The following is a 26,617-nucleotide window of genomic DNA, read 5'->3' on the forward strand; positions in this document are numbered from 1 at the left end:
GTGCGTTATAAAATGATCGCTGGAAACTGGAAGATGAATCACACGAACCAGACCGCCAAGGAGTTTCTAAAAGAACTCGGTGATCTATCAGATGTTCAAGATCGTGTCGTCATCTGTCCTCCCTATATTGCTCTTCAGGACATGGTGGAATTAAGTGATGTACCGATTGAAATCGCTGCACAAAACGTCCACTTTAAAGATACGGGAGCTTATACGGGTGAAGTCAGTGTCGAGATGCTTCAAGACATCGGAGTTCAAATGAGCATCATCGGTCACAGCGAACGCAGACAGTATTACAACGAAACGGATGAAGCTTTAAAAGAAAAGGTTTTAAAAGCCGTTCAAAAGGACTTTGAGGTGATTCTCTGCGTAGGAGAAAGCTTAGAGGAGAGAGAAAGCGGACAAGCAGAGGCTGTCGTAAAGAGACAACTTCTGACCGATCTCGAACTCATCGAAAGCGATTCCACGCACCTAGTAAATATCGCCTATGAGCCCATTTGGGCGATCGGAACAGGAAAGAGCGCGACCAACGAAGATGCTGAGAGCATGTGTCGTTTTATTCGCGAGACCATCGAGGAACGCTTCGGGAAAGAAGCGGGTGAGACGATGACGATTCTCTACGGAGGTAGCGTAAAGCCTGAGACGATCGATGGACTCATGAGTGAGCCCAATATCGACGGTGTACTCGTCGGAGGCGCAAGCTTAAATCCCGAAAGCTTCCTACGCCTCATCCATTACAAGAAATAAGGTATCAATGAATAAAGCAGCACTAATTATTTTAGACGGTTGGGGAGAGACGGTTCTCACAAGAGGAAACGCCGTACTCGAGGCTCATGCCACGTACTTCAACCGCCTACTAAACGAGTGTCCCAGGGGCACCCTTCGAACAGATGGCCTCTTTGTAGGTCTTCCTGAGGGACAGATGGGTAACAGTGAGGTCGGCCACATGAATATTGGCGCAGGCCGTGTCATCTATCAGCCACTCACTAGAATCTCGAAGGACTTGACCGATGGAACACTCGAACAAAACGAAAGCTTTCAGGAGATCTTTAGACTCGCTAAAGTTCACGGTAGAAGGCTCCATATTCTAGGGCTCATTAGTGATGGTGGTGTGCACTCGCACATCGAACACGTGAAGGGAATCCTAGAGATTGCAAAGCGCGAGGAAGTAGTGACCTACGTTCATGCTTTCATGGACGGTAGAGACACTCCTCCCACTTCAGGCGCTCACTACCTAGAAGAACTCAATGGCCCCATTGCCACGGTAAGTGGTCGCTATTATGCGATGGACCGAGACAATCGCTGGGAGCGAATCAAAGAAAGCTATGATGCGATCGTTTACGGTAAAGGCGAACGAGTCGCTTCTGCCGTAGAGGGAGTAAAAAAGAGCTACGAAGCGGGCGTAACGGATGAATTCATTAAGCCCTTTATCGTAGATCCTGAGGGACTCATTCGAAAGGACGATGTCGTCTTTTTCATTAACTTCCGCCCCGACCGTGCAAGAGAAATTACAAGAGCTCTTACACAGCCTGACTTTAATGAGTTCCCGCACGAAGCTCTAGACCTCCATTACTTCACCATGACGGAGTACGATCACACCCTTCAAGTGCTTACAGTGATCTACCCTCCAAAGGGCATTGAAAATACACTTGGGGAATACCTTTCAAATCTAGGTCTCAAGCAATTTCGTATCGCAGAAACAGAGAAGTATGCTCACGTCACTTTCTTTTTTAACGGAGGAAGGGAAGAACCTTTTGTAGGAGAAGAGCGAAGACTCATCCCTTCACCGAAGGTTGCAACCTACGACCTCCAGCCAGAAATGAGTGCGGAGGGAGTAAAAAACGCACTCGTAGAGGCCCTCAAAGAAGAGCGTGCAGACTTTTACCTCTGTAACTTTGCTAACCCCGACATGGTAGGTCATACGGGTGTCTTCGAAGCAGCCGTTCAAGCGATAAAAAAAGTTGACGCCTGCCTCGAAGAGATTGTAGAATGCTGTAAAGAAAAAGGTATCTCTGTGATCATTACAGCCGATCACGGCAATGCCGAAGAAATGATTGATGAATCTGGAAATGTTCTCACAAGTCACAGCTTAAACCCTGTTCCTTTCCTCATCGTTGGGGAGACTGGAACGATTCGTACGGGTGGAAAGCTCGCTGATATTGCGCCGACGGTTTTAGATCTCATGGACATTCAAAAACCAGAAGAAATGACTGGTGAATCACTATTAAGGAGAACAAAATGACGATTTTAGATGTATATGCAAGAGAAGTGCTCGATTCCAGAGGCAATCCAACCGTCGAAGTCGAAGTAACACTTGAAGACGGTGTTGTAGGTGTAGCGCAAGTTCCATCAGGAGCTTCTACAGGCCAATTTGAAGCTGTTGAATTAAGAGATGGAGACAAGGCTCGCTACCTCGGTAAAGGTGTTCTACAAGCAGTAAAAAACGTAAACGAAGAAATTGCTGACGAAATTGTCGGCATGGACGTGTTTGACCAATATGCCATCGATCAAGCGATGATCGCACTCGATGGAACAGAAAACAAAGGTCGCTTAGGTGCAAATGCACTGCTCGGCGTTTCGCTCGCTGTAGCAAGAGCAGCAGCCAACGAATTAGGTGTTCCGCTCTACGAGTACATCGGTGGAATCAATGCAAGAGTATTGCCACTTCCGATGATGAACATCCTAAACGGCGGAGCACACGCTGCAAATAACGTCGACATTCAAGAGTTTATGATCATGCCTGTCGGTGCAAAGAGCTTTAAAGAAGCACTTCGCATGGGCGTAGAAATTTACCACAGCCTTAAGAGCGTACTAAAGGCCAAAGGCCTACTCGGTGGCATTGGTGATGAAGGTGGCTTTGCGCCAGACCTTTCTAGTAACGAAGAAGCGCTTTCTATCATCGTAGAAGCGATTAAAGAAGCTGGTTATAAGCCCGGTGACGACGTGAAGCTCGCTCTTGACGTTGCTGCAAGTGAACTCTACCACGACGGCATCTATAAGCTAGAGGGCGAAGGCAAGAGCTTTACAACCGATGAACTCGTCGAGTTCTACGTAGCTCTTTGTGACAAGTATCCGATCATCTCCATCGAAGATGGCTTCAATGAAGAAGACTGGGAAGGCTTTAAGAAGCTTAACCAAAGAATTGGTAACCGCGTACAGCTCGTAGGTGACGACCTCTATGTAACGAACACCAAGCGTCTACAAAAGGGTATCGATGAGAAGGCTACAAATGCTATCCTCATTAAGTTAAATCAAATTGGAACCCTTACAGAGACACTAGAAGCGATCGAAATGGCAAAGAGAGCAGGAATGACAGCTGTCGTAAGCCATAGAAGTGGTGAGACGAGCGATTCAACCATCGCTGACCTCGCAGTCGCTACGAACGCAGGTCAAATTAAAACGGGTGCTCCTGCACGTACAGACCGCGTCGAGAAATACAACCAACTTCTTCGCATCGAAGATATGCTCGCTGAGAGTGCTCGCTTTGAAGGTGAAAAGGCTTTTTATAACCTCCGTGGCTAATACCTTGTGAAAGAGATGCTAAGCATCTCTTTTTTTTGTCTAAATCTTTACATTTGCCAATTTATCTAGTAAAGTATATATGTTATAGAGAGGAGGTAGCATGACAACACTGTATTGGATTTTCGTTGCACTGATTGTTATCAGTGGTTTAGTGCTTATCGGTAGCGTTTTAATGCAATCTGGTAAAGCAGCTGGACTTAGTGGCGCGATCGGTGGCGGTGCAGAACAGCTATTCGGAAAACAAAAGGGACGTAGTCTAGATTCCGTTTTCGAAAGATTGACTTTGATCTCTGCCATTGTATTTATGATCAGCGCTGTGGCTTTAACTGTACTTCATAAAATCGTTTTTTAAAGGAGTGGCTTTATGCTCGTATATGTACCTATAATCGCTTCCCTCATTGCTTTAGCATTTACGTTATTCTTAGTCTATGGTCGAATTATGACTGTAGAAGTAGGAACCAAGCGTATGGAAGAGATTTCGGACTATATTCACGAGGGAGCTATGGCCTTTTTGAGCCGTGAGTATCGGTCAATTTCTGTCTTTGCGGCAGGGTTGGCCGTTCTTCTTTTCTTAGGCGTCAACTGGCAAACGGCTGTTGCATTCCTCGTGGGTACCCTTTTCTCAACCCTAGCTGGATACATCGGAATGCGCATCTCTACACGTGCAAACGTGCGTACGACCAATGCTGCAGAGCACTTTGGTATGAACAAAGCACTTCAAGTGGCCTTCAGCGGCGGCGCAGTCATGGGACTTTGTGTCGTTGGTCTCGGACTCTTAGGATTAAGCGTCATTTATCTAATCTTTAAAGACTTAAACATCTTAACAGGCTTCAGCTTAGGAGCATCAAGTGTTGCACTCTTTGCTCGCGTTGGCGGTGGAATCTATACAAAAGCTGCTGACGTCGGAGCAGACCTCGTAGGTAAGGTCGAAGCTGGAATCCCTGAAGATGACCCAAGAAACCCAGCCGTTATCGCAGATAACGTAGGTGATAACGTCGGTGACGTAGCAGGAATGGGTGCTGACCTCTTCGAAAGCTATGTCGGTGCCATTCTCGCTTCCTTGACGCTCGGTGCTCTCATGTTCAAGGAAAACGGACTTCTCTTTAGCTTCTTACTATCATCCATTGGCGTCATCGCTTCTGTGATCGGAATTTTCTTTGTAAGAGGTGGAGAAAAGAGTGATCCACACAGAACACTTAAGATTGCAACCTACGTCAGTGGTCTTCTTGTTCTTGGAAGCTCTTACGCTTTAAGTCAGTATTTCTTCCAAGGCTTTGATCAAGCTCACGCCATCGCTTCTGGTATCATTTGCGGTGTTTTAATCGGTCAAGTGACAGAGTACTACACTTCCGATAGCTATAAGCACGTTAAGGCTATTGCTGAGCAGTCCATGACAGGAGCCGCTACAAATATCATCAGTGGTCTCGCTATCGGAATGCTTTCAACCATGTGGCCAATTATCTTAATCAGTGCTGCCATTCTCGTAAGCTTCCACTTCGCTGGACTCTTTGGCATTGCCCTTGCAGGCCTCGGTATGCTAAGTACCGTAGGTATTACGATTGCCGTCGATGCTTATGGGCCGATCGCTGACAACGCTGGTGGAATCGCTGAAATGAGTGAATGCCCTCACTCTGTTCGTGAGATTACAGATAAGTTAGACTCTGTAGGTAATACGACAGCTGCTATCGGTAAAGGTTTTGCTATCGGTTCTGCTGCTCTTACAGCGCTCGGACTCTTTGCATCTTATGCACAAGCCGTTCAGTTGAAATCGATCGATATCTTGAATCCTTTCGTTGTCGTAGGACTTCTTGTCGGTGGAATGCTTCCATTCCTATTTAGCGCATTTACCATGCGTAGCGTAGGTAAGGCAGCCAACGACATGATCGCAGAGGTTCGTAGACAATTTAAAGAAATTCCAGGTATCATGGAAGGAACAGCAACACCTGACTACGCACGTTGCGTAGATATTTCTACAGGAGCTGCTCTTCGTGAAATGATCATTCCTGGTATCATGGCTATCGCAGCACCCATCGGCATGGGACTCCTTCTCGGTAAGGAAGCACTCGGCGGACTTCTCGCTGGTGCACTCGTTACAGGTGTTCTCATGGCTATCTTTATGGCTAACAGCGGTGGTGCATGGGATAATGCGAAGAAGTATGTAGAAAGCGGATTCTTCGGAGGAAAAGGTTCTCAAGCTCATAAAGCGAGTGTCGTAGGTGACACCGTTGGAGACCCCTTTAAAGATACCTCTGGACCATCCATCAACATCTTGATTAAACTTATGACGATTGTAAGCTTAGTCTTATCAGGACTCTTCTAAAAGACGCCTCAGGGCGTCTTTTTTTTGGGTAAGTATACTCATGGAGGGAACTATGTTGGAAAATGAAATTAAAGCACTCTTAGAGAGAAGAACAAAAGCACTTTCAGCAGCCGATATTCAGAAGTTTTTAGGAAAAGAAACCTTAGAAGACATCGAAGATGCCTTAGATGGACTCGTCCATGATGGCATTCTTAGAAGAACGAAGAAGGGCAAGTATTCCCTTTTAAGCGACGAAGGATGCTTCAGTGGAGTCATTGAGCTTACGGAGCGTGGCTTTGGCTTCTTTATAAGCGAACGAGAGGGTATGAAGGACATCTTTGTCCATAAGAATCATCTCAATGGAGCCATGAACGGCGATAAGGTACTCGTGTGCATCTCAAAGCCTGCTCAGGGAGATTCGAATCCTGAAGGCTATGTAGAAAAGGTCTTAGAGCACAACACGAACCGCGTCGTTGGAAAGATGGACATCGGTGCGACTGCAGCCTTTGTCGTAAGTTTAGATAGAAAAATTAAACAAGACATCTACATTCCGCTCAATCGCACGTTAGGCGCGAAACAAAATGACGTCGTAGAGGTCGAGATTACAAAGTATGCGAAAGGATCTAAAAACCCTGAGGGACGCGTTACGAAGATTATCGGAAAACCAGGCGAGCCTTTTGTAGATATTCAAAGTGTTGCAAGCATGTTTGAATTAGAGACTGACTTTCCAGAAGACGTCCTAGCTCATGCCAACACCTTAAAAAGAGAGATTACAGCAGAGGATCTTAAGAAGCGAAGAGACTTAAGAGACCGCTTTATCATAACGATCGATGGAAGAGATGCGAAAGACTTTGACGATGCTATCAGTATTGAACCGCATGAAAAAGGATACCTTCTTGGTGTTCACATTGCTGACGTCACGCACTATGTAAAAGAAAACGACCCCATCGATCGAGAAGCTTTTAAGCGTGGAACGAGTATCTATTTTCCTGGCATGGTCATTCCCATGCTTCCTGAAATTCTAAGTAATGAGCTTTGCTCCCTTCGACCGGGAGAGGACTCACTCACCTTAAGTGTCGAGATGGTCATCGATAAAGACGCCAATGTCGTAAGTCATGAGATCTTTGAATCAGTCATTCACTCCAAAATGCGACTCGTCTATGACGACGTGAGTGACTTCTTAGAAGGAAAAAATGAACTCTTCGAAGGAGAAGCCAAAGAAGATCTTCTTCTCTTTAAAGAGCTTGCAGAAAAGCTTGAAAAGAAGCAAAAGGAACGTGGTTCCATCGACTTTGGCTTCGTGGAAAGCGAGATCATTGCAGACGATGAAGGACGTGTCGTAGACATTAAAAAGCGCGACCGCCGTATCGCTAATAAGCTCATCGAAGCCTTCATGATCCTTACGAATGAAGTCGTCAGTGAGCACTATGGAAGTAGAGACATTCCATTCCTCTATAGAACCCACGAAAAGCCTTCAGAAGAAAAGCTCATGGAGTTTAACCGCGTCATCTATAACTTTGGCTTTAAGCTCGAGGGAACGTTAGATGACATGGATCCCGTGCGCGTGAATGAACTCATTCAGAAGGTCAAGGGCACGCCGTATGCAAATATTGTAAATAAGCTCATGCTTCGAAGCCTAAAGCAAGCGAAGTACACGAACTACATGGAAGGCCACTTTGGACTGGCATCGACCTACTACTCTCACTTTACGTCACCCATTAGACGTTACCCTGACCTACAGATTCACAGAATCATTAAAGAAAATCTTCAAGGACTCTTTACTCCCGAAAGAAAGAAGCACTACGAAGATATTCTAGAGGTCGTCGCAGAGCAATCGAGTGAAAGAGAGCGAAACGCAGAAGAAAGTGAACGCGAAGTCGACGACATCAAGATGGCTGAGTTCATGCAGGATAAGATCGGACAGTGCTTTGAAGGAACGATCAGTTCTGTTACGAGCTTTGGACTATTCGTAGAGCTCGAAAATACCGTAGAAGGTCTCATTCGACTAAGTGAATTAAAGCAAGACTTCTACCACTATGAAAAAGAGACACTCACACTAAAGGGCGAACGAACAGGAGCACGCTTTACGATCGGTGATAAGATCATGGTTCAGCTCATCAGAGTCAATGTCGAACAAGGTGAGATCAACTTCGGTTTAGCTGAGGAAAGCCATGACTAAGCTCTTTGTATCTGATCTCGATGGAACACTCTTAGGTAGCTCTAAGCGCATTACCGATCGTACGAAAAAAGCCATCAAAGAGTGGAAGGCGAGAGGAAATGAGTTTGTCATCGCGACAGGAAGGCTTTTAAGTAGCGTCGAGTACTATGCCGACGACATCGAATGCTCTGAAGACCTCATCTGCTGCTCGGGAGCAGCCATCTATAAAAACAAGGAGCTCGTTCACGAAGCGAGTGTACCAGGAGAAGTCGTTGAAAGACTTTGGAAGTACATGGATAAGACGAATGGCTACTGTCAGGTCTATACGAACCGTTCGCTCATAGCGAATAAGCGAGAATCCGTTGCCCTCCAGTATGAAAACTACAGAAGAAACCTCCCGAAAGGCTACGACATTCCCATACGCTATCAACGAGAATTCACAGAGGAGCTCACAAAGAACATCCATAAGCTTTCCTTTACCTTTGAAACACTTGAAGAAGCGAAGGTCGTCCTAGAAAACCTAGGAAACCTCGATCACGTGAACGTCTTTCGATCGTTAGAGCACCTCTATGACATTATAAGTTTAGATGCCGATAAGGGAAAAGCGACCATGTGGCTTAAAGACCAGCTCGGAATCGACGAAGTCTACGTAGCAGGCGATAACGAAAACGACACCGCGATGCTTCTAGCTTTTGAGAACAGCCTCGTCATAGAAGGTGCACCAGAAAACGTTCTAAGAAGTGCCAAGACGGTCATAAAGAAGCCAGAAGAGGATGGACTAGCTATCTACTTAGAAAAACTCATGGCCATGGAATAGCCCTCAATAGGGCTATTTTTTAAACCATAGCCTTGTGGACAGTAGAATAAAAATTTAGTATACTATACCAATTGGAGGACGCATGAAGAACCTAGCTACTAACAAGAAGGCTTATCATGACTATTTCATCCTTAAGACCTTCGAGGCCGGGTTATCTCTTGTAGGCAGCGAAGTAAAGAGCATGAAGGATGGCAAAGTAAGCATCAAAGAAGCCTTTATAGAAATTCGACAAGATGAAGCCTACATCACAGGAATGCACGTGTCTCCTTATGAACAGAGTTCCATCTTTAATGTCGACTCCACAAGAGACAGAAAGCTTCTCCTTCATAAGAGAGAGATCCATTCCCTCTATGAAGAAGTAAAGAAGCAAGGGATCACTGTCGTGCCCTTAAAGGTCTACGTAAACGACAGAAACCTCATAAAGCTAGAAATAGGTCTTGCTCAAGGTAAGAAGCTCTACGATAAGAGAGAAAGCTTAAAAGAGAAAGAAGCAAAGCGCGCCATGGACCGTGCACTAAAGAATTATTAAACATGGGGCTGAATGGTTTCGACAGGGATAAAGAATCTACGGAAGCGAGCCGTGTTTACTCCTGGGGTACACGTAAAAGAACTGGGAACTAAATTTAAACGCAAACAATAATTTTGCTTACGCTGCGTAACTAGCAGCCTTTGTCCATAAGGCCTTTCGCACTTGACGCCTGTGGACATAAACATTCAAGTGCACGATCCTGTTCTTGCCTCGGGGGCAGGTGGTTTTAGAGGCACATCATAGACCGTTTGTCACTTTAGAATCTATGATTATTAAAAGTGTCTGCGCTCGGAGATGCTGTAGAGGATTTGTTTTTGGACGGGGGTTCGATGCCCCCCAGCTCCACCAAAACCAAAAGAAAAAGCCTACCGCTTAGAAACTAAGCGCAAAGGCTTTTTTTATTTCTTCTTATTCTTTCCGCCTCTTTTTTGGAAATCTTCATCTATCACCTTTTTCCAATCTTTTGTAAGTGGTGCATCGCAGCATCTAGCATACATGATCGCATCGCTTAGAACCTCGTAGTTTAAAGCGGTTCCTTCTTTATCAGAGTGATAAGTTACTGCCATATCTGGTTCAATTCCCATTTTCTCTGCTTCTTCCGGTGCATCGATATTGGCACCTAAGAAGAGGAACTCCCAGCCCTTTTTTTCACGCTTTTCTTTAATCATTTTTTGAACACTCTTATAGGTGTAGACGTGGCTTGAGTTTTCCATACCATCGGTCGTAATGATAAAGAGCGTCTTTTCTGGAACGTCTTCTTTTCTAGCGTACTTATGGACGTTTGAAATGTGGTGGATTGCGCTACCTACGGCATCGAGAAGAGCGGTAGAGCTTCGTACAAAGTATTCCTTTTCCGTTAGATCACTCACTTCCTTTAGTGGCACGCGGTCGTGAATCACGACGGATTCGTGATCAAAGAGTACGGTGGAGATTAAGGCTTCATCAGGTTCCTGGCGCTGCTTATGAAGCATGGAGTTAAATCCTCCAATGGTGTCTAGTTCGAGTCCTCTCATGGATCCACTTCGGTCTAGGATAAATACGAGTTCTGTCATTTCTTATTCCTCCTTCATGTTTGTGAATTCATTCTAGGTGAAAAGGAGGAAAGATTGGTCGCTTAGAAAGCGACATTTTAACCGATGAGCGGTTGATCAAAGGCAAAGAGTACTTCATTGAGTTCAAAGACGTTGTAGTTTCTGTTCATTAAAAAGTACTCGACGATGATGTCAAACTTACTGCTATGAGAGAGGGCGTAGCCTGCTCTTCTGATAAAATCTTCTGTTTCTTCGAGATCGAGTTCCAGTGCAAAGGCAAAGGCCAGTGCTGTCGATTTGGATGGTCTGTAATCAGGATTATTTCTGATTTTTGAAAAAAGCTTTCGATCGACATTGGCTTTCTTATAGATCTCAGAGTCCTTCTTTCCCGTGCGGTCGATGAGCTTTAAAAGAGTTTCTGTAAAGCCTGCATCGAGGTCATCTAAAAGGGATGTAAAGTCATCGTTATCGAAATACTTGGGAGCGCATAGAGCCTTTTTTAGTGAAACTTGTTGATCAAAAAGAATGACTTCTTCTTGGAGCTCCGTTTCACTAAAGTTTTCTTCGATATAACGGCTTACTGAGTCATAGAGGTCTTCTGAAAGGGAGAAGTCTTCTTTATTTTCTACGACGAGGTAGATCATCATGTCGTTTTCTAGGAGAAAGCTACTCATTTCCTTTAACGCCATGTGACGCGAACTTGGTTCTGAAAAGAAAGCGATGGACTCGAGCTCAAGCTTTTTCGCTAAGTGAAGGGCTTCTCTATAAGATGAGGTAATGAAGTCCTCAACGGTCTGACCATTCATCCTCACGTTTATAGAGTGAGTCGTATTTTTTTCATTAAGCTTAAAGTCTTTTGTTACAATCGCATCTACATGAAGCTTATCTATTTCATTTCGAATGATTTCAAAAGGCATGGGAGCTCCTCTCATAAGTGTCTTACTATCCATAAAAGGAAACCGAGTAGTCTTAGACTACTCGGTCTTATTATAAGATATTTCCGTCGGTTGTGATAGTCACGACACTCCAGGGGATAAACTTCCCACTCTGTTGAAGTGCAGTCTTAACGGCATGCTCGAGTCCACCACAGCAAGGAACTTCCATTCGAACGATATTAACGCTTTTAATGTCGTTATTTCGAATGATCTCTGTGAGCTTCTCGGTGTAATCGACCATGTCTAACTTCGGGCATCCGATGAGTGTCACGTGGTTACGGATAAAGTCTCTGTGGAAGTTTCCGTAGGCAAAGGCCGTACAATCGGCAGCGACGAGAAGGTTTGCACCTTGGAAGTAGGGAGCGTTCGTAGGAACGAGTTTAATCTGTACGGGCCACTGAGTGAGTTCACTCGTCACTTCTTGAGGAACTTGGACACTTTCTTTATGTGAAAAGGTCTTTACGTGTGTACCAGGGCATCCACAAGGAAGTGGTTCCTTAGCTTCTTTTGATTTCATGACAGCTTCATGATCGTAAGCTGGTGCTTCTCTTTCTTCGAACGTTATCGCTCCCGTAGGACATGCTGGTAAGCAGTCTCCTAAGCCGTCACAGTAATCTTCTCTCGTAAGCTTTGCGACACCGTCTATCATCTTTATTGCACCTTCGTGGCAAGCACTTGCACATGCACCACAGCCGTTGCACTTGGCTTCATCAATTTTTATAATTCTTCGAATCATACTTCCTCCTTCTCAATCTTAAAGACGTTCACTACGTCACTATCTGGGCAGCAAAAGCGAATTTCTCCATTATTGGCCCTCGGGGGATTCCCACCATAGCGCAAAATATCAATGTACACAAAGGCTACATGCATGGCTAGGGGGCAGAGGTTACCTCTTTCGGTATCGTAGTCCCAAGTGTCTCCTACCTTGTGGCCTCGGTGGCAACCGCATTTTCCTAGGCGGTCTACGAGTGTGATCTTAATCTTTGGCTTCATGGGTCCTCCTTTTGTTTTCTTGCCTTAAGTATAGTAGAATGAGTGTCGTAAGTATGTTGTTTTTACAACGAGGGAGAAAATGGATCAAAAATTTTTAGCTTTAAAAAGTTCTCGCCTTTTCGATGGCGTGAATGAAAGTGAAATCGAGTCGTTTCTCGAGTGCTTTCGTACCTCTGTCTTGAGCTTTAAAAAGGACGAGGTCGTCATTCGAGAAGGGGAGAGGGTACAAAAGATTTACGTCCTTTTAGAAGGTTCCTTGTACATTCAAAAGGACGACTACTGGGGAAACCGTTCGATCTTAGCCGAGATCAGTCCTGGTGAAATGTTCGGTGAAGCCTATGTAGCACCTGAGAGTGGGGGCTTTTTAAATGAAGTCTATGCTTTAACCGATTCCAAGGTGATCGCTTTTAATGTCTTAGAACTTCTTAGTACGTGTCAAGCGGGATGTAGCTTTCATCAAAAGGTAATTCAAAACTTATTCTTTACGATTAGTGAAAAGAACCGCAAGCTCGTTCAAAAGATCTCTCACCTTACAAAGCGCTCCACAAGAGAAAAGCTCCTTTCGTATCTTTCAGAAGAGGAGAAGCGTCAAGGTTCTCCCACCTTTTCGATACCCTTTAATCGACAGGAGCTTGCAGATTATCTGTCGGTCGATCGCTCGGCGATGAGTAGTGAGCTATCGAAGCTTAAAAGAGAGGGCCTTATCGAATACGACAAGAATCACTTTAGGTTAAAATAAAGAAAGCAGACACGTGTGTCTGCTTTCAAGCTTTTCGTGGATTAGAACCACTGAATGGTTCCGTTTACTGTAAGAACGATGGATGCAACAGCTGCTCCCATGAGTACGAGGCAAGCGATGACATCGCCTGTGTTGTTGAAGAGCTTTTGTCCGCGTTTCTTGCGGTTATAGAGGTACATCAATGTTCCTGGTGCATAGAGTAAGCTTGCGATGAGGATATATGTTGTTCCTGATGCATAGAGTAGCCAGAAGCCATAGATTGAACCGAGGATTGCAATGATCCAAGCGCCTACCTTACCGTTGGGTTCAAACTCTTTGTCTTCGTTCTTTAAAACGACTTTGAAGTAGTAGAAAGCAGAGAGTACATAAGGTAGCATGATAGCTGAAGTAGAGAGCGCATAAGCAGCTTGGAAGGTCGCATCGTTAAAGTATACGATGATGAGGAAAATCTGAATGACCAAGGCTGAAATGATAACAGACCATGTTGGTGCTCCGTTCTTATTCTTCTTCGATAAGAATTCGGGGAAAGCCTTGTGTTCAGAAGGACCATTTGCACTATCAACACAGAGGATCGTGTAGCTAAAGAGTGCTCCACCTAAGCTGATGATAACGCCAATGTTTACAAGCGTTGCACCCCAGTCACCGACGACTGCTTTAAGTACACCACCTAGAGATGGGTTTTCAAGAGCTGCAAGTTCTTCTGCTGGAAGAACGCCCATCGAAAGGAAGGAAATGACAAAATAGAGAACGAAGAGTGATACGAAGGAGATGATGGTTGCTTGTCCTGAAATCTTTTGTGTCTTACCACGACCAGAAATAACGACAGCACCTTCGATACCTATGAAGATCCAAACGGTAGTATAGACCGTGGAACGAACTTGTTCTAGAAGAGACATTTCGCCCGTTCCAGCGAAGTTTTGCATGAAGATTTCCCATTTGAATGCGCCACCGATGATGATAGCAACGAGAACGACAATGATCGGAATGATCTTTGCGGTAACGACGATAGCGTTCAAAACGACTGCTTCGTTTACACCACGAAGAATTAACAGTGCAAAGAGCCACATGATCACAGAAGCAACGATGACAGCTGTGAGGTTCATTCCGTTCCCGAAGGCAGAGATGTAATAACTAAGAGTTTGGAATAATAACGCGATGAATGAAATTTGTGCAAGGATGGCACTGATCCAGTAGCCCCATGCTGAGTTAAATCCGATGTAGTCACCGAAACCTTCTCTAGCATAAGAATAGATTCCACTTGTGAGATCCTTCTTTACAATCGAAAGTTTGAAGAAACACATGGTAAGTGCAAACATTCCTACGCCACAGATTGCCCAACCGATAAGAGTTGCAAGGGTGTGTGCTCCGCCTGCTGCAAAGTCGCCGCTGAGACTAAAGACACCGCTTGCGAGTGTAAGACCTACCGCGAACATCGCTAGAGGGAATACCCCCAGAGTCCGTTCATTTTGCTCCATAGAAGCCTCCTTATTTTTGAGAGATCTTTCTCTCCACGGACTTATTGTATATACTTAGAATGAGGTTGTCTAGAAAATTTTTATAACTAAATAAGGAGGGTTTATGACACAATATATAATAAAAGCTTTTAATTATCAGGGCCAAGGTGGAAATACGGCTGCTGTCGTATTAGAGCAGGGAAATCCTGCAGAAATGCAAGCTCTCGCTAAAGCCAATGGCTATAGTGAAACAGTGTTTTATGACACGGAAAAGAAGTTTGCTCGCTTCTTTACACCCGTAGAAGAGGTTGGAATCTGTGGTCACGCGACACTTGCTCTCTTTGGTGTATTAAAAAAACTTGAGATCGTAGAAGAGGGAGTCCAGTCCTTTACAACGAACCAAGGAACGTATCAAGTAGATGTGAGAGAGGATGTCGTTTTTCTTCGACTCGATCAACCAACTTTCTTTCCCTTTGAAGGAGAGTGGAAGGACGAAGCACTAGGCGTTAAAACGAAAAATGTCGATGTCGTAAGCACGGGGCTAAAAGATATATTAGTAGAGGTTGAATCGAGAATTCTTTTACACGTGGCAAAGCCCGATCGAATCTATTCAGACGCCATTCAAAAGGAAAATGATGCCATAGGCTATCACGTCTACACGCTTCACGACGGCCTCCATGTGAGAAACTTCGCTCCACTCGTAGGAATCGATGAAGAATGTGCGACGGGAACCTCAAACGGCGCTCTCGTGAGTTTACTTCACAAAAAAAATATCGTAAAGACGAATGAAGTCGTTACGATATTTCAAGGTGAAGATATGGGAGAGCCTTCTCGCATTGAGGCCTTTGTCGATGAGGAAGGTTACCCTTGGGTAGGTGGGGCAGTCTCCATTTAATCCATTTGTTTAGCTTTTTGTACGAGCTCGATGAGTTCCTTCACGAGCTCGTCTTTTTCTTTGATGCTCTCTAAGCGCTCAAGGACACTTTGATAGCTACTTTGTCCCTTGTATTCAGAATCTCTTAAGAGCATTCCAAATTCGGCGAGTGCACTACTGAGTTTAGCGTTCTCGCTCATACCTGTCGTAAAAGAATCCTGTTCAAAATCCAAGCGGAGACCTTCTGAAACTTCGCTTGTAGGCTCTTTGTAGCGAATGGAAAGAGAGGCGAGCTTATTGCTTTCCGGGGGAATTTCTAGATTAGGGTCTGTCGAAACCGTTGGAAGTTCGTACTTCGATTCGGAATCTACGATTTCATAAAGGACGGTGATTCGGTGACCTGCACCCATTTCTCCGCCGTCTTTTTTATCGTTTTCAAAGTCTTCAGCATCCATGAGGCGGTTTTCGTAACCGATTAATCGATAGCCTCTTACGAATTGAGGATTGAAATCCATTTGAAGCTTCACGTCTTTCGCAATTATTTCTAGGTTTTGACCCATTTCTTCAAGAAGAACCTTTCTCGCTTCTTGAATGGAGTCGATATACCCGTAGTTTCCGTCGCCGTGATCGGCTAAAGCCTCGAGCTTATTATCTTTGAGGTTCCCTGTTCCAAAGCCTAGGACAGAGAGCTGAATGCCAGCTTTTTTCTCTTTTTCGATGATTTCTACGAGTTCACCTTCAGAACTCGGTCCGACGTTTAAGTCACCGTCTGTGGCTAAGATGACGCGGTTATTTCCATCTTTCTTATAATATTTTCTTGCAATTTCATAAGCGGTCTCTATCCCTCTACTACCGGCTGTGCTTCCACCAGCAGTGAGGTTTTCGATGGCATCCATTATTCTAGTCGTCTCTGTAGCTTTTATTCCCTCAATGACGACGCTATCCACACTTGCATAGGTGACGATACTGATCGTATCCTCTTTATTCAAGTTTTCTAGAAGTTGTAGGAAAGAGCGCTTCACTAAAGGGAGCTTATTTGATGTATCCATGGAGCCACTCACGTCGATTAAAAAGACGAAGTTATTGGCTTTCTTTTTTACAATGGGATTCGGGCCATTGGCCTGAATTCCGATGAGTAAAAGTTTCGTGTCTTTGTTCCAGGGAGTAGGGAAGTACTCTTTTGTTACGGTAAAAGGACCTGCCTTTTCTCCTTTCGAATAATCGTAGCGGAAGTAGTTCAGCATCTCTTCGATACGCACAGAATCTTTTATAGGAAGGGATCCTGCTTTTAGCTGTCTTCTAATATTTGCATAGCTCGCTGTATCGACATCGACCGCAAAAGTAGAGTAACGATTGACTTTCGTGAGTTTGAAGCCCGATTCCTTTACATGATTGTATTCTTCTGTGTTCATGATTTCTTTTGTGTCAAGGGCTAAGGAATCTGTTGCCATGTCTACTATCGGCGAATTCATGATATGTTCCGACACGGGAGCTTGCTGTTTTGCCTGAAGTGGTGCACATCCAGCTAGTAATAGAAGTGCAAGAAGTAGTGCGATGATTTTTTCCATAGTTTCCTCCTTTTCACCCTCTATACAATCGAAAAGGAGGTTTTGTCCTTAATTCACAAAATCTAAACCATGACTTAACATAATGTAACAAATATTGTCGCGTTATGTATAGAACAAAAAAAGTGTAACGAAGAATAGCATACTATGATCTAGGCAGATAACAACTAAAAACATAATTTTATAATCATGAATTTACGTTGATTTATCTTGTTATTAATGCTACTATCGAAGTATCAAAAACTAAGGAGGCACTACATGGATTTTGACGTATTGTCAGTCCTGCCACCGGTGATTGCGATCGTACTCGCACTCATTACCAAAGAAGTTATCTCTTCACTCTTCATTGGTATTTTAGTGGGCGTTTTGATCTTCTCACAGTGGCAAATTATTCCAGCTTATGAGAATCTCTTCAATCTCATGAGTACTAAGTTGGGTGAAAACTCTGGTATGATTCTTTTCCTTGGACTTCTTGGTGTTATCGTTGTTCTCGTTACAAAAGCAGGCGGTAGCCAAGCTTATGGTAAATGGGCAACCAAGAAAATCCGCAATCGTGCTGGTGCTCAAGTAGCTACAGGTATCTTAGGTATCTTAATTTTCATTGATGACTACTTCAACTGCTTGACCATTGGTACAGTTATGAGACCTGTAACGGATGCTCAAAAGGTATCAAGAGCAAAACTCGCATACCTTATCGACTCGACGGCTGCTCCTGTATGTATCCTCATGCCAATCAGTAGCTGGGGTGCAAGCGTTGTTGCAACAATCGGTGACACAGGTGTTGCTGAACCAATGAACACCTTCGTTTCATCCATTCCTTACAACTTCTATGCAATCTTTGCTATCATCGTTGTATTCTTCTTCGCTCTTACAGACCGTGACTTCGGTCCAATGAGAAAGTTCGAAGAAAACGATACATCAAGAATCGACGATGCAGACGACTCCATCAACGTAGAGATCTCTCCAAAGGGAACTGTTTGGGACCTCGTAATCCCTGTACTCGTTCTCGTATTCTGCACAGTTATCTTCATGCTTTATACGGGCGGATTCTTTGCTGGCGAAGGCAAGAGCCTCTATGCAGCATTTGGTGATTCTGGTGTATCCATTTCTCTCGTCTTTGGTGCTATCGTTGCTCTCATCGTATGTATGGTTATGTACTTGCCGAGAAAGCTTATGACATTCACAAGCTTCATGGATTCCTTCAACTCAGGTGTTAAATCCATGGTTCCTGCAATGATCATCCTTACACTCGCTTGGACAATCGGTGGCGTTTGTAGCTCTGATTACTTAAATACAGGTGCTTACGTAGGTAAGATCCTTAAGAACTCTGTAGTTCCTGTACAGATTCTCCCTGCACTCGTATTCATCGTAGGTGCTGTATTATCCTTCTCAACAGGTACAGCTTGGGGTACATTCGGTATTCTCGTACCGATCATGATCCCGATCATCCAACACCTCGGTGCAATGGACATGCTACCATTATTCCTCGGTGCGATCTTCTCTGGTTCCGTATTCGGCGACCACTGCTCACCGATTTCCGATACGACGATCCTCAGCTCTGCTGGAGCTCAGTGCCGTCACATCGACCACGTAGCAAGTCAGATTCCATACGCATCAGCAACTGCCGTATCAGCCCTCGTTGGATTTATCCTCACAGGACTTACAGGCATTTACTGGCTTGGACTCATTGGAACAATCGTAGTACTATTCGGTTTCCTAATGATCGTTACCAAGAAAGACGTCATTCAATACTAATGACATCAAAAGCCCTTCTCCTTGAGAAGGGCTTTTTTCTTGCATTTTTTTCTAAATCTGATATCATAATAAAGTCACGCGGATGTAGCTTAATGGCAGAGCTCTGGCTTCCCAAGCCAGCCACGGGGGTCCGATTCCCCTCACCCGCTCCACACGGAAGCGTATCGAAGCGGTCATAACGAGCTCGACTCGAAATCGAGTTGCCTTCACGGGCACGTGGGTTCGAATCCCACCGCTTCCGCCAAACAAAAAAAGTCCTGAATTTCAGGACTTTTTTCCTTTCTTTTCATCTTTCTTCATTCTTTCTCAAATACTTAAATCCCAAGAATACGATCATAAAATAAGCAACCGTCTTAGGCATCATGAGTGCTCCTACAGGAGGGAATTTCTGACTCCAGAGGACGACTGGAACATAGAAGAGAAAGCTCAAAAAAATTAGCCACCACATGTTCTTAAGACCTTCTGTCTTTCTCTCTTTAAAGCTCCATAGGATGAGTAAGATTCCAAGGATTAAGAAGGGAATATTTCTGTAGATACCATACATGTAATCGCCAGGCATCTGTCCCCACTTGTTTCCAGGGAGTAGGACGATGATGATTCTTGCGAGGGCGAGAGTCATGATAAGGAATGCTTTCGTGTTCGAGGTATCTTTACTCTTCAAGCGGTAGTAGAAGTAGAAGAGGACATAGAAGAGGGTCATGGTGATGCTCGTTACAAATTGCCCCCAGGAAAGTGCTGCGGCATGTCCCTTAAACCCTGATTCACTACAGTGAGAGATGATTCGAGGTACGAGGTGGAAGGCATCACCTAGTCCCAAAAGGACCGCCATCGAAGCAAAGAGGAGATATCCTTCTTTTCCTTTTACGATAAAGAGCTTGATGCCTAGATAGATCACACTTACTAGGTAAAGAATGTCAAAGGTACTTTCAAAGATCGCCATTAGTTAACCCCCTTTAGAATCCACTGTAGCTGTGTTTCATATTTTTCTAAAAATTCTTCTTTGGTCCATTCCTCTTCAAAGGTCCTTTGAATGAGTGTATGAAGGATTCCTTTTAAGTATTGGACTTTTTCTTCTTTGGGGAGTGTGTTTTTATGACGTGCTCGCATCTCTTTATTGAGACCTTCGTCCCAGTAGAGGTAACGCGTCTTATAGATCGAGTAGTTGTCGTTAAAAAGAGCCTTTTGAAGTGCTTTTCCGTAGCGTGTGAGCTTTTCTTCAAGCGTCGTATCTTTTTTCATCTCTTCTAAAAAGAGTTTATGAATGTCTGTCGTTTTTCGGTCTAAAATCTCGAAATAGGCATCCTCTAAGCTTTCAAAGTACTGATAAAAGCTTCCTCTTGCGATTCCTAATTCATCGACGATGTCTTTTACCGTAACCAGATTAAAGGGCTTTTCTTCAAAGTTCTTTTTTAGTACCGAAAGAATCTTTTCTTTCTTATCTTCTGGTAGTCGTTCAAATGTGTCTTTTGCCATAGAGTCTCCTTTGTGACACGGTGTCATTGCTTTGTTACTATACATGACACGGTGTCACGACGCAAGCGTTTTTTTAAAATTTTTCTGAACGGCTTATAAATATTTACAGAAGAAGTGTACGGTCTGCTTATCAAAGGCTTCCTTTTCATAGAACTTACTAGCCTTAGGGTTTGTGAGTTCTGCCATGAGTTGTAGCCTCTTATAGCCATTTTCCTTTAACCATTCGATAAGCTCATTGATGGCTCTCTTTCCATAGCCTTTTCCACGGTATTCCTCAGAGAGGAAGAAGTCGTCTACATAGAGCACCTTACCGTGAGCCCATACACCGTAAAAATAGGTGGAATTCATAAAGCCGACGACTTTTCCGTCGTATTCGATCATAAAGATATGGTTTGGTGATTCCTCGTTTTCTAAGACCATGTCGAAGACTTCCCCGATATCGCCTCTTCCTAGCGGATCCTCCCATACGTTTTCGTCTTCGTATTCAAAGTGAATAAATTCGGTATTGAGCTTGACCCAAGCATCTCGATCGGATGTGTTTGCTAATCTAATCATAATGACTCCATTCTTGTAGTGAGACTCTAAAATGATTATACTAAAAGAAAAGGAGTAGTATGAAACCAAATGATATTAAGGCGTATTTTTCTGTGCTTCAGGGACACAGAAGAGCGCTTCATAAGATACCTGAATTACAAAATGATCTCCCCAAGACAAGTCAATATATTCAAGAAGAACTCGATAAGCTATACATTCCTTATCGCACCTACATGGATGGTAATGGCATTGTAGCCGTACTCGATAGCGGTAAGGAGGGAAAGACCTTGGCTTTTCGAGCTGACATGGATGCCCTTCCGATTTTAGAAGAGACGGGTCTTCCGTTTGCCTCCGATAATGGCTGTATGCATGCTTGTGGTCACGATGCTCACATGGCTACGGTCTTGACCTTAGGTGCATACCTGAAGAACGAAGGGATGCCTTTTAAGGGAAAAGTCGCTCTCCTCTTTCAACCCGGAGAAGAGATGCCTGGTGGTGCGGAGCCAATGATTCAAGAAGGTGCTTTAGATGGTGTCGATGCCATCTTAGGGATGCACGCAGGAAGAATGAGTAAGGAGCTTAAAAAGGGAAATTTTGGCTTTAGAAAAGGTCCTATCATGGCTTCCATGGACTATTTTAAGATTACGATCACAGGTCATGGTGTTCATGGCGCCTATCCCGACGAAGGGATCGATCCGATTCCTGTGAGTGCTGAACTCGTCTTAGCTCTTCAGACCATTATGAGTCGTGGAAAAAAGACGACAGAACCTGGCATTCTATCCGTTTGTCACATTGAAGGGGGATACAATCAAAATATCATCCCCGATAAAGTCATCCTTGAAGGCACCGTTCGTGCCGTCAATGAAACGACGAGACTTTGGATCAAAGAACGCATCGAAACGATCTCAGAGCACATTGCTCTCGCTCATGGAGCAAAGGCTACCGTGCAGTATGAATTAAAGTACCCAGTTCTCGTAAACGACGCTTCCTTTACAGAACGCATGATGGATCTAGCGAAGAATGTCTTTTCTGAGGACAGAGTCGTAGAACTTGAGCACCCTGTTATGGGAGGAGAGGACTTCTCCTTCTATACGAAAAAGATTCCTGGAACCTTTTTCTTTTTAAATAACTTGAGAACGACCGATGGCATAGATTACGGACATCACACATCACACTTCGACCTAGAAGAAGAATACCTTCTAGATGCACTCACTTTCTTTGTAGAAGCTACAAAGAACTATTTAAACGAGGAATAGATGAAATATTTTGATGATTATGTAAACCAGGTGACGGATGAAGTGGGAAGAAAACGCCTTTTAGAGGTTTTATCCTTTGTTCAAGAGACATTTCCAGACCTTGTAGGAGAGATCAAGTGGAACCAACCGATGTTCCTTCAAGAGGGAACCTTTATTATGGGCTTTTCTCTCGCTAAAAATCACATCTCCATCGGCCCTGAAAAAGCTTGTCTCGATCACTTCCGTGAACGTATCGAAAGTGAAGGACACGAGGCCATGAAGATGATGATGAAGGTTAAACATAAGGATCCTTTCCCTTATGATTTACTTAAAGATATGATCACATACAACTGTGTTGAAAAGAAAGATTATAAGAGCTTTTGGAGATAGGAGGCGGCATGGTCCACGTCGGTCAATGTAAGGAGCAGATTGAAGAGATCCAAAAGAATATGAAGAGAGTCTTCGTCGGTAAAGATGAAGTCATCACCGATATTCTCACGGCTCTCATTGCACGAGGTCACGTGCTCGTAGAGGATGCTCCTGGAACAGGGAAGACGACCCTTGTAAGTGCCCTCAGTGCGACGACATCGCTCGCATTTAAACGTATACAATTTACACCAGATATCATGCCCTCCGATGTGACGGGCTTTAATCTATACAATCCGAAAAGGGGAGACTTTGAATTGCAGCCAGGTGCTGTCATGACAGAAGTCCTTCTGGCAGATGAGATCAACCGTACGAGTCCTAAGACACAGTCTGCTCTACTTGAAGTCATGCAAGAAAATCAGGTAACGATCGACGGTGTCACCTATAAGCTTCCCAAGCCCTTCATGGTGCTTGCGACGCAAAACCCGGTGGAATACTTAGGAACGTATCCTCTTCCAGAGGCACAGCTCGACCGCTTCATGATGAAGATAAGCCTTGGTTATCCTTCCCTTCAAGAGGAAGTGGAGATCTTAGAGCGCTTTGGTGGTCATACGCCACTCGATGACGTAACCCCGGTCGTTACGAAAGAAGAAGTTCTTTGGCTTCAGGAGCAAGGAAAAAACGTTCATCTTACCGATGCGTTAAGGCATTATATTGCTAGGCTGTCAAACGGAACGAGAAATCATCCCGATGTCCTTTTAGGCGTTTCTCCAAGAGGGTCCTTGATGCTACAAGAAGCGAGCAAAGCACGTGCTCTCATCATGGGTCGTGACTTTGTGCGCCCAGAAGACATTCAAGAACTTGTCGTTAAGGTCTTTTCACACCGAATCTCACTTACTCCCGATGCTCGAATCAAAGGCATTAAGGGAAGAGAAGTCGTCCAAAGTATTCTCGGCGAGACACAGGTTAATGACCGATGATCACACGTCGCTTTGTCGGCTGGGTCTTGACACTCGTACTAGCGATTTTCGTAGCGAATCTAGCACTTCGAAGCTTTGCTCATACGTTTGTTTACTTTTTACTCGTACTTCCTGTAGTGAGCCTTTTATACGCATTCATTCTTAGAAGATCACTACAGCTTTCTTTTCATGCAAAATTTTCAAAGATCCCACGGCACGAACGCGGGGAATGGGTGATCCTTCTTAAAAACACGAGCTTTTTTACGACCTTTTATCTTTCCCTACATGAGCGTTTAGACGTTGGCTTTAAGAAAAGTGAATACGTATTAGAACCCCTGTCCATGTTGGAATTACCGATCTACCGTGAAACCGATCACTGTGGAATCTTACTTTCGCCAGAGGTCAAGCTCTTCTTTTACGATCCCTTTGGCTTTTTTCGCATTCCTTTGAAAACGCTTGCTAAAAGAGAGATGGGAGATGTTTACGTTCTTCCAAGGCCTTATGAGATGGCATCGGATGAACTCTCACTCGAACTTTTCTCCAAAGTAGGAGAAAAGGAGTATAAAAGGAGCATGTCGCAATCGGATGAGATTGAAGAAGTGCGACCATTTCGCTTAGGAGACTCCAGAAAATTCATTCATCAAAAGCTCTCTGCTAGAGTTCAGGAGTGGATGGTACGAGAGTATCGTGAGACGCGAGAACGCGTGATCCAAGTCTTTTTTTCATTTGAGTCTTTATCGAAAGAGGAAAAAAAGGAACTCGACTTTTGTTTTGATGCCATGAGTTCTGTCTTAAAGCATCTCTCAGAGAAAAATGAGAAGCTTCGAGTTTACTTCCATCAAAGAAGTTTAGCCCTTGAACTAAAGAACTTCTCGCACTATGAGGAGTTTTTACTGAACCTCGTCCGAGAAGTTCCACCTTTTTCTTCCTCTCTCGACTTCGTGGAGGAAGGTGTTCAAGACCTCAATGAAAGTGTGGTCCTATTCTTTTTTACAAGCCTTAAAGAAGAAGATGGAGTGAAACTAAGAGCCTTAGCTTCTAAGGCTAAAAGTGTTAGCGTCATCTATTTAAATGTGTACGACAAAGAACCTGGGATCAAACCAGAAACGTTAAAGAGAAATGGAGTCGATTATGCAGAAATCAAAGCGTAATAGTGGTTTCATCCTTCACTTTATCGTAAGCTATCTGAGTGTCTTGGGCTTCTCATTTGCATTGGGGGCTGCCATCCTTCGCTTTATGAACATCGAGATGAATGGTGGGGAACTGTTACCGCTATTGGCACTCTTTTCCTTTCTTTTTATGCTCGTCGTCCTCTATCCCTTTCAGACACTCGTCTTTTTAGGAGGATGTGCTCTTTTATATATCCTTCTTCTTTTGATGCCAGAAGGGAGCTCTCTTGCACATTTTTCGAAGAAGCTTACGAGCTCTCTTTTTTCCTACTTTGAATACGGGAAAATCTTCTTTGGGCAAAAGCCAGGAACCATCCCTGTAGCGAACTATTTTAGACTCCTTTCGGTCTTTCTTTCGCTCGTAAGCGTGCTTCTTCTATGGCTTAGACCCATGCCTCTCGTAGCACTCATTACACTTGCTGTTCCAATTTTTTACACCTTTCGAAGTGAAAGCGGTCTCTTTTGGATCCTTTTGATCGGGTTTAGCTCGATTCTCCTTGGCTTTAAACAGAGACCGAGTTGGAATGTACGAACCCAAGAAGTGTTCAATCTGCCTTCCATCCCCTTGATTCTCTTTACACTTCTCTTAACGTACTTTCTTTCAGGCCTTGGCCCTGAAAGCGTCTATAAGAGAGAGGTGAGTAAACGCGTGAATGACACGATGCGCTCTGTGAAAAAGGAGTGGGTTGTGAGAGAAGCTTCCTTTGGAGGAGAGCGTCTAGCGTTTTATAAAAACAGGTCACCGATAGGTAATTACGTAGCGGGGAAGAAGACACCTTACTTGAAAATTGAAGGCCCGTCGGATTCCTTTTATCTAACGGCTTCGAAGTATAAGAAATTTAATGACAACGAATGGATTCGTCCGAATGATTTGAAGCAGGTCGCGTTTGAGGGAATGAATTCTTCTTTCTCAGAGTCCGACTTTTGGAAGCCTTTAGTCCTCGATGTCAAGTACTTAACCGATGAACGCCAACTCATCTATTACTCTGGTCCCGTGCAATCCGTTCTTCCTGCAGTAGGTTACGAGAGCGAGATTAAAGTCATCGATGGTGGTTACCTCTGGTTTGAAAAGAAAGAAGTTCCAGGATATTCGCTCTTTGGCTATTACACGCCTATAGAGGACGGAACGATTGAACGCGCGTTAATAAAAGAAAATGTTTCGCTCGATGAACTGAAGCCAAAGACCGACTATAAGAAAGAAATTGAAAGGCTCGATCCGACGCTTTATAAGCTCGTCTATTCACCGTATCTTACCTACGGGGAAGCTGTCGATCGACTTATGGAGGTTCGTGATTACTTGAGGACCTTCACCTACTCCTTAAGGGAGACTGCCATCAATGTCGATGAGACCTTTTTTGAACGATTTCTATCGACGAAACGCGGCTACTGCGTTCACTTTGCGACGGCCATGACGCTCTTAGCAGAAGAGATGGGATTTTCCGCTTCTTACACAGAGGGATTCATCGTTCCGGAGAGCGAAAAGACAATACGTACGATTACGAGTGAATCGGCACACGCTTGGTCGAGCGTGAAGCTTTATAACTTAGGCGAGATTCCGATCGATGCGACACCACAAGCACGAGTTGATGCCCTTCAAAGAACGCCAGAAGCGACGCAAAGGGTAACGACAGAACCTGTGACGAAAGAATCCCCGAATAAAGCCCCAATGGACAAAGTGAAAAATAAGGAGACGTCTCCTCTAGCGGCGACCGAGAAGAAGGAAGTGAACGCTCTTCTTTTACTTCTTCTCGTACCGTTCTATCTTCTCCTTTCCCTCGTTGTGTTTAAGCTACGTCGGAATTCTCCCTTCTTAAAGGCGCACTTTAGGGATCGAAAGGTACTCATTCGAAGACTCGTCGATGATCTAGAAAAGATCGATCGCTTAAAAGAAAAAGATGCGAGAAAAAGCGAGAGTACGTATGCTTTTATGGAGCGCATCCTTGGCTATCATCCACCTAAGAAAGAGGAAAAAAACCTACTCCTTGAAACGATCGATGACATCTACTACAGAGAACAAGAAATATCTGAGGAATCTATCGACAACTTCTTACGTTACCGCTTGAGTCTCGAAGAGAGGGTGAAGCGTGAGATTCCATGGATCACGTGGTTTCTACGTCGTTTTCTCTATAAAAGTGGGAAAATTTTGTAACAATTACTAGAGGTTTTCAGGGAATTCCTAATAATTTGCCAAAAATATGGTATAATACTCT

The 26,617-nt window shown here is 44.2% G+C and carries 25 protein-coding genes, 2 tRNA genes and 1 other RNA gene; 19 read left to right on the plus strand and 9 right to left on the minus strand.

All coding sequences use genetic code 11. From position 1 onward, the window contains the following. From tpiA to ssrA, 9 genes are all read left to right on the plus strand, one after another. Positions 1-747, plus strand: a complete 747-nt coding sequence (gene tpiA / locus ACUB3H_RS07155) for a triose-phosphate isomerase (protein WP_459129997.1) — start codon at positions 1-3, stop codon at positions 745-747. A 7-nt stretch (positions 748-754) separates the two neighbouring features. After that, positions 755-2,242 carry a 2,3-bisphosphoglycerate-independent phosphoglycerate mutase gene (gpmI, locus tag ACUB3H_RS07160; protein WP_459129998.1) on the plus strand — a complete coding sequence of 496 codons (1,488 nt, stop codon included), beginning with the start codon at positions 755-757 and terminating at the stop codon, positions 2,240-2,242. Continuing rightward, positions 2,239-3,522, plus strand: coding sequence for a phosphopyruvate hydratase (gene eno, locus ACUB3H_RS07165; protein WP_459129999.1), 1,284 nt, complete (start codon positions 2,239-2,241; stop codon positions 3,520-3,522). Before gpmI ends, eno begins: the two co-directional genes overlap by 4 nt. A gap of 100 nt (positions 3,523-3,622) precedes the next feature. Further along, a complete protein-coding gene (gene secG / locus ACUB3H_RS07170) occupies positions 3,623-3,874 on the plus strand; it encodes a preprotein translocase subunit SecG (protein WP_459130000.1) in 252 nt (83 codons plus the stop codon). A gap of 12 nt (positions 3,875-3,886) precedes the next feature. Continuing rightward, complete coding sequence (locus ACUB3H_RS07175; RefSeq protein WP_459130001.1) at positions 3,887-5,842, plus strand: sodium-translocating pyrophosphatase; 1,956 nt, start codon at positions 3,887-3,889, stop codon at positions 5,840-5,842. Between the two features lie 52 nt (positions 5,843-5,894). Continuing rightward, complete coding sequence (gene rnr, locus ACUB3H_RS07180; RefSeq protein WP_459130002.1) at positions 5,895-8,000, plus strand: ribonuclease R; 2,106 nt, start codon at positions 5,895-5,897, stop codon at positions 7,998-8,000. Then, complete coding sequence (locus tag ACUB3H_RS07185; protein ID WP_459130003.1) at positions 7,993-8,796, plus strand: Cof-type HAD-IIB family hydrolase; 804 nt, start codon at positions 7,993-7,995, stop codon at positions 8,794-8,796. Before rnr ends, ACUB3H_RS07185 begins: the two co-directional genes overlap by 8 nt. 82 nt (positions 8,797-8,878) lie before the next feature. Continuing rightward, a complete protein-coding gene (gene smpB / locus ACUB3H_RS07190; protein ID WP_459130004.1) occupies positions 8,879-9,325 on the plus strand; it encodes an SsrA-binding protein SmpB in 447 nt (148 codons plus the stop codon). A 4-nt stretch (positions 9,326-9,329) separates the two neighbouring features. Continuing rightward, positions 9,330-9,673: a transfer-messenger RNA gene (ssrA, locus tag ACUB3H_RS07195) on the plus strand. Positions 9,674-9,723: 50 nt separating this feature from the next. Here the strand turns inward: ssrA and ACUB3H_RS07200 are convergent. The 4 genes from ACUB3H_RS07200 to ACUB3H_RS07215 all read right to left on the minus strand — a co-directional run bounded on the left by ACUB3H_RS07200 (position 9,724) and on the right by ACUB3H_RS07215 (position 12,284). Further along, entirely contained in the window at positions 9,724-10,377 is a 654-nt protein-coding gene (locus tag ACUB3H_RS07200; RefSeq protein WP_459130005.1) for a vWA domain-containing protein, read from the minus strand. 77 nt (positions 10,378-10,454) lie between these two features. Continuing rightward, positions 10,455-11,273: a macro domain-containing protein gene (locus ACUB3H_RS07205; protein WP_459130006.1), complete on the minus strand. Its 819-nt coding sequence runs from the start codon at positions 11,271-11,273 to the stop codon at positions 10,455-10,457. A 70-nt stretch (positions 11,274-11,343) separates the two neighbouring features. Further along, positions 11,344-12,027, minus strand: a complete 684-nt coding sequence (locus ACUB3H_RS07210) for an ATP-binding protein (protein ID WP_459130007.1) — start codon at positions 12,025-12,027, stop codon at positions 11,344-11,346. Next, the gene (locus ACUB3H_RS07215; RefSeq protein WP_459130008.1) at positions 12,024-12,284 is read right to left on the minus strand and encodes a TIGR04076 family protein; all 261 of its coding nucleotides are present in this window, start codon (positions 12,282-12,284) and stop codon (positions 12,024-12,026) included. Before ACUB3H_RS07215 ends, ACUB3H_RS07210 begins: the two co-directional genes overlap by 4 nt. 79 nt (positions 12,285-12,363) lie before the next feature. On the opposite strand from ACUB3H_RS07215, the gene ACUB3H_RS07220 reads away from it, so the two are divergent. Next, positions 12,364-13,023 carry a Crp/Fnr family transcriptional regulator gene (locus tag ACUB3H_RS07220; protein WP_459130009.1) on the plus strand — a complete coding sequence of 220 codons (660 nt, stop codon included), beginning with the start codon at positions 12,364-12,366 and terminating at the stop codon, positions 13,021-13,023. 41 nt (positions 13,024-13,064) lie between these two features. Here ACUB3H_RS07220 and ACUB3H_RS07225 read toward each other — a convergent pair whose 3' ends face one another. Then, positions 13,065-14,498 (minus strand): basic amino acid/polyamine antiporter, encoded by a 1,434-nt coding sequence (locus tag ACUB3H_RS07225; RefSeq protein WP_459130010.1) that lies wholly within the window; start codon positions 14,496-14,498, stop codon positions 13,065-13,067. 103 nt (positions 14,499-14,601) lie between these two features. On the opposite strand from ACUB3H_RS07225, the gene ACUB3H_RS07230 reads away from it, so the two are divergent. Beyond that, complete coding sequence (locus tag ACUB3H_RS07230; RefSeq protein ID WP_459130011.1) at positions 14,602-15,372, plus strand: PhzF family phenazine biosynthesis protein; 771 nt, start codon at positions 14,602-14,604, stop codon at positions 15,370-15,372. Here the strand turns inward: ACUB3H_RS07230 and ACUB3H_RS07235 are convergent. Next, on the minus strand, positions 15,369-16,919 hold the full coding sequence (locus tag ACUB3H_RS07235; protein WP_459130012.1) for a vWA domain-containing protein: 1,551 nt from the start codon (positions 16,917-16,919) through the stop codon (positions 15,369-15,371). The genes ACUB3H_RS07230 and ACUB3H_RS07235 overlap by 4 nt on opposite strands. Positions 16,920-17,174: 255 nt before the next feature. Here ACUB3H_RS07235 and ACUB3H_RS07240 point away from each other — a divergent pair, with 255 nt between their 5' ends. From ACUB3H_RS07240 to ACUB3H_RS07250, 3 genes are all read left to right on the plus strand, one after another. Continuing rightward, positions 17,175-18,671 (plus strand): Na+/H+ antiporter NhaC family protein, encoded by a 1,497-nt coding sequence (locus ACUB3H_RS07240; RefSeq protein WP_459130013.1) that lies wholly within the window; start codon positions 17,175-17,177, stop codon positions 18,669-18,671. Between the two features lie 78 nt (positions 18,672-18,749). Next, positions 18,750-18,823 (plus strand) — tRNA-Gly (locus ACUB3H_RS07245). 3 nt (positions 18,824-18,826) lie between these two features. Then, positions 18,827-18,915, plus strand: a tRNA-Ser gene (locus ACUB3H_RS07250). Between the two features lie 42 nt (positions 18,916-18,957). Here ACUB3H_RS07250 and ACUB3H_RS07255 read toward each other — a convergent pair. From ACUB3H_RS07255 to ACUB3H_RS07265, 3 genes are all read right to left on the minus strand, one after another. Then, positions 18,958-19,611, minus strand: a complete 654-nt coding sequence (locus tag ACUB3H_RS07255; protein WP_459130014.1) for a hypothetical protein — start codon at positions 19,609-19,611, stop codon at positions 18,958-18,960. Beyond that, positions 19,611-20,144: a TetR/AcrR family transcriptional regulator gene (locus ACUB3H_RS07260; protein ID WP_459130015.1), complete on the minus strand. Its 534-nt coding sequence runs from the start codon at positions 20,142-20,144 to the stop codon at positions 19,611-19,613. Before ACUB3H_RS07260 ends, ACUB3H_RS07255 begins: the two co-directional genes overlap by 1 nt. 93 nt (positions 20,145-20,237) lie before the next feature. Then, on the minus strand, positions 20,238-20,699 hold the full coding sequence (locus ACUB3H_RS07265; protein ID WP_459130016.1) for a GNAT family N-acetyltransferase: 462 nt from the start codon (positions 20,697-20,699) through the stop codon (positions 20,238-20,240). 59 nt (positions 20,700-20,758) lie between these two features. Between ACUB3H_RS07265 and ACUB3H_RS07270 the strand changes: the two genes are divergently transcribed. From ACUB3H_RS07270 to ACUB3H_RS07290, 5 genes are read left to right on the plus strand one after another with little or no spacing between them, the layout of a single operon-like run. Further along, the gene (locus ACUB3H_RS07270) at positions 20,759-21,934 is read left to right on the plus strand and encodes a M20 metallopeptidase family protein (protein ID WP_459130017.1); all 1,176 of its coding nucleotides are present in this window, start codon (positions 20,759-20,761) and stop codon (positions 21,932-21,934) included. After that, a complete protein-coding gene (locus ACUB3H_RS07275; protein ID WP_459130018.1) occupies positions 21,935-22,303 on the plus strand; it encodes an iron chaperone in 369 nt (122 codons plus the stop codon). A gap of 8 nt (positions 22,304-22,311) precedes the next feature. After that, the gene (locus ACUB3H_RS07280; RefSeq protein ID WP_459130019.1) at positions 22,312-23,259 is read left to right on the plus strand and encodes an AAA family ATPase; all 948 of its coding nucleotides are present in this window, start codon (positions 22,312-22,314) and stop codon (positions 23,257-23,259) included. Next, complete coding sequence (locus ACUB3H_RS07285; protein ID WP_459130020.1) at positions 23,256-24,389, plus strand: DUF58 domain-containing protein; 1,134 nt, start codon at positions 23,256-23,258, stop codon at positions 24,387-24,389. The genes ACUB3H_RS07280 and ACUB3H_RS07285 overlap by 4 nt, the downstream gene beginning before the upstream one ends. After that, the gene (locus ACUB3H_RS07290) at positions 24,370-26,556 is read left to right on the plus strand and encodes a transglutaminase-like domain-containing protein (protein ID WP_459130021.1); all 2,187 of its coding nucleotides are present in this window, start codon (positions 24,370-24,372) and stop codon (positions 26,554-26,556) included. The genes ACUB3H_RS07285 and ACUB3H_RS07290 overlap by 20 nt, the downstream gene beginning before the upstream one ends. The last annotated feature ends 61 nt before the right edge of the window (positions 26,557-26,617 follow it).

This window comes from Guggenheimella bovis (genome assembly GCF_054492335.1).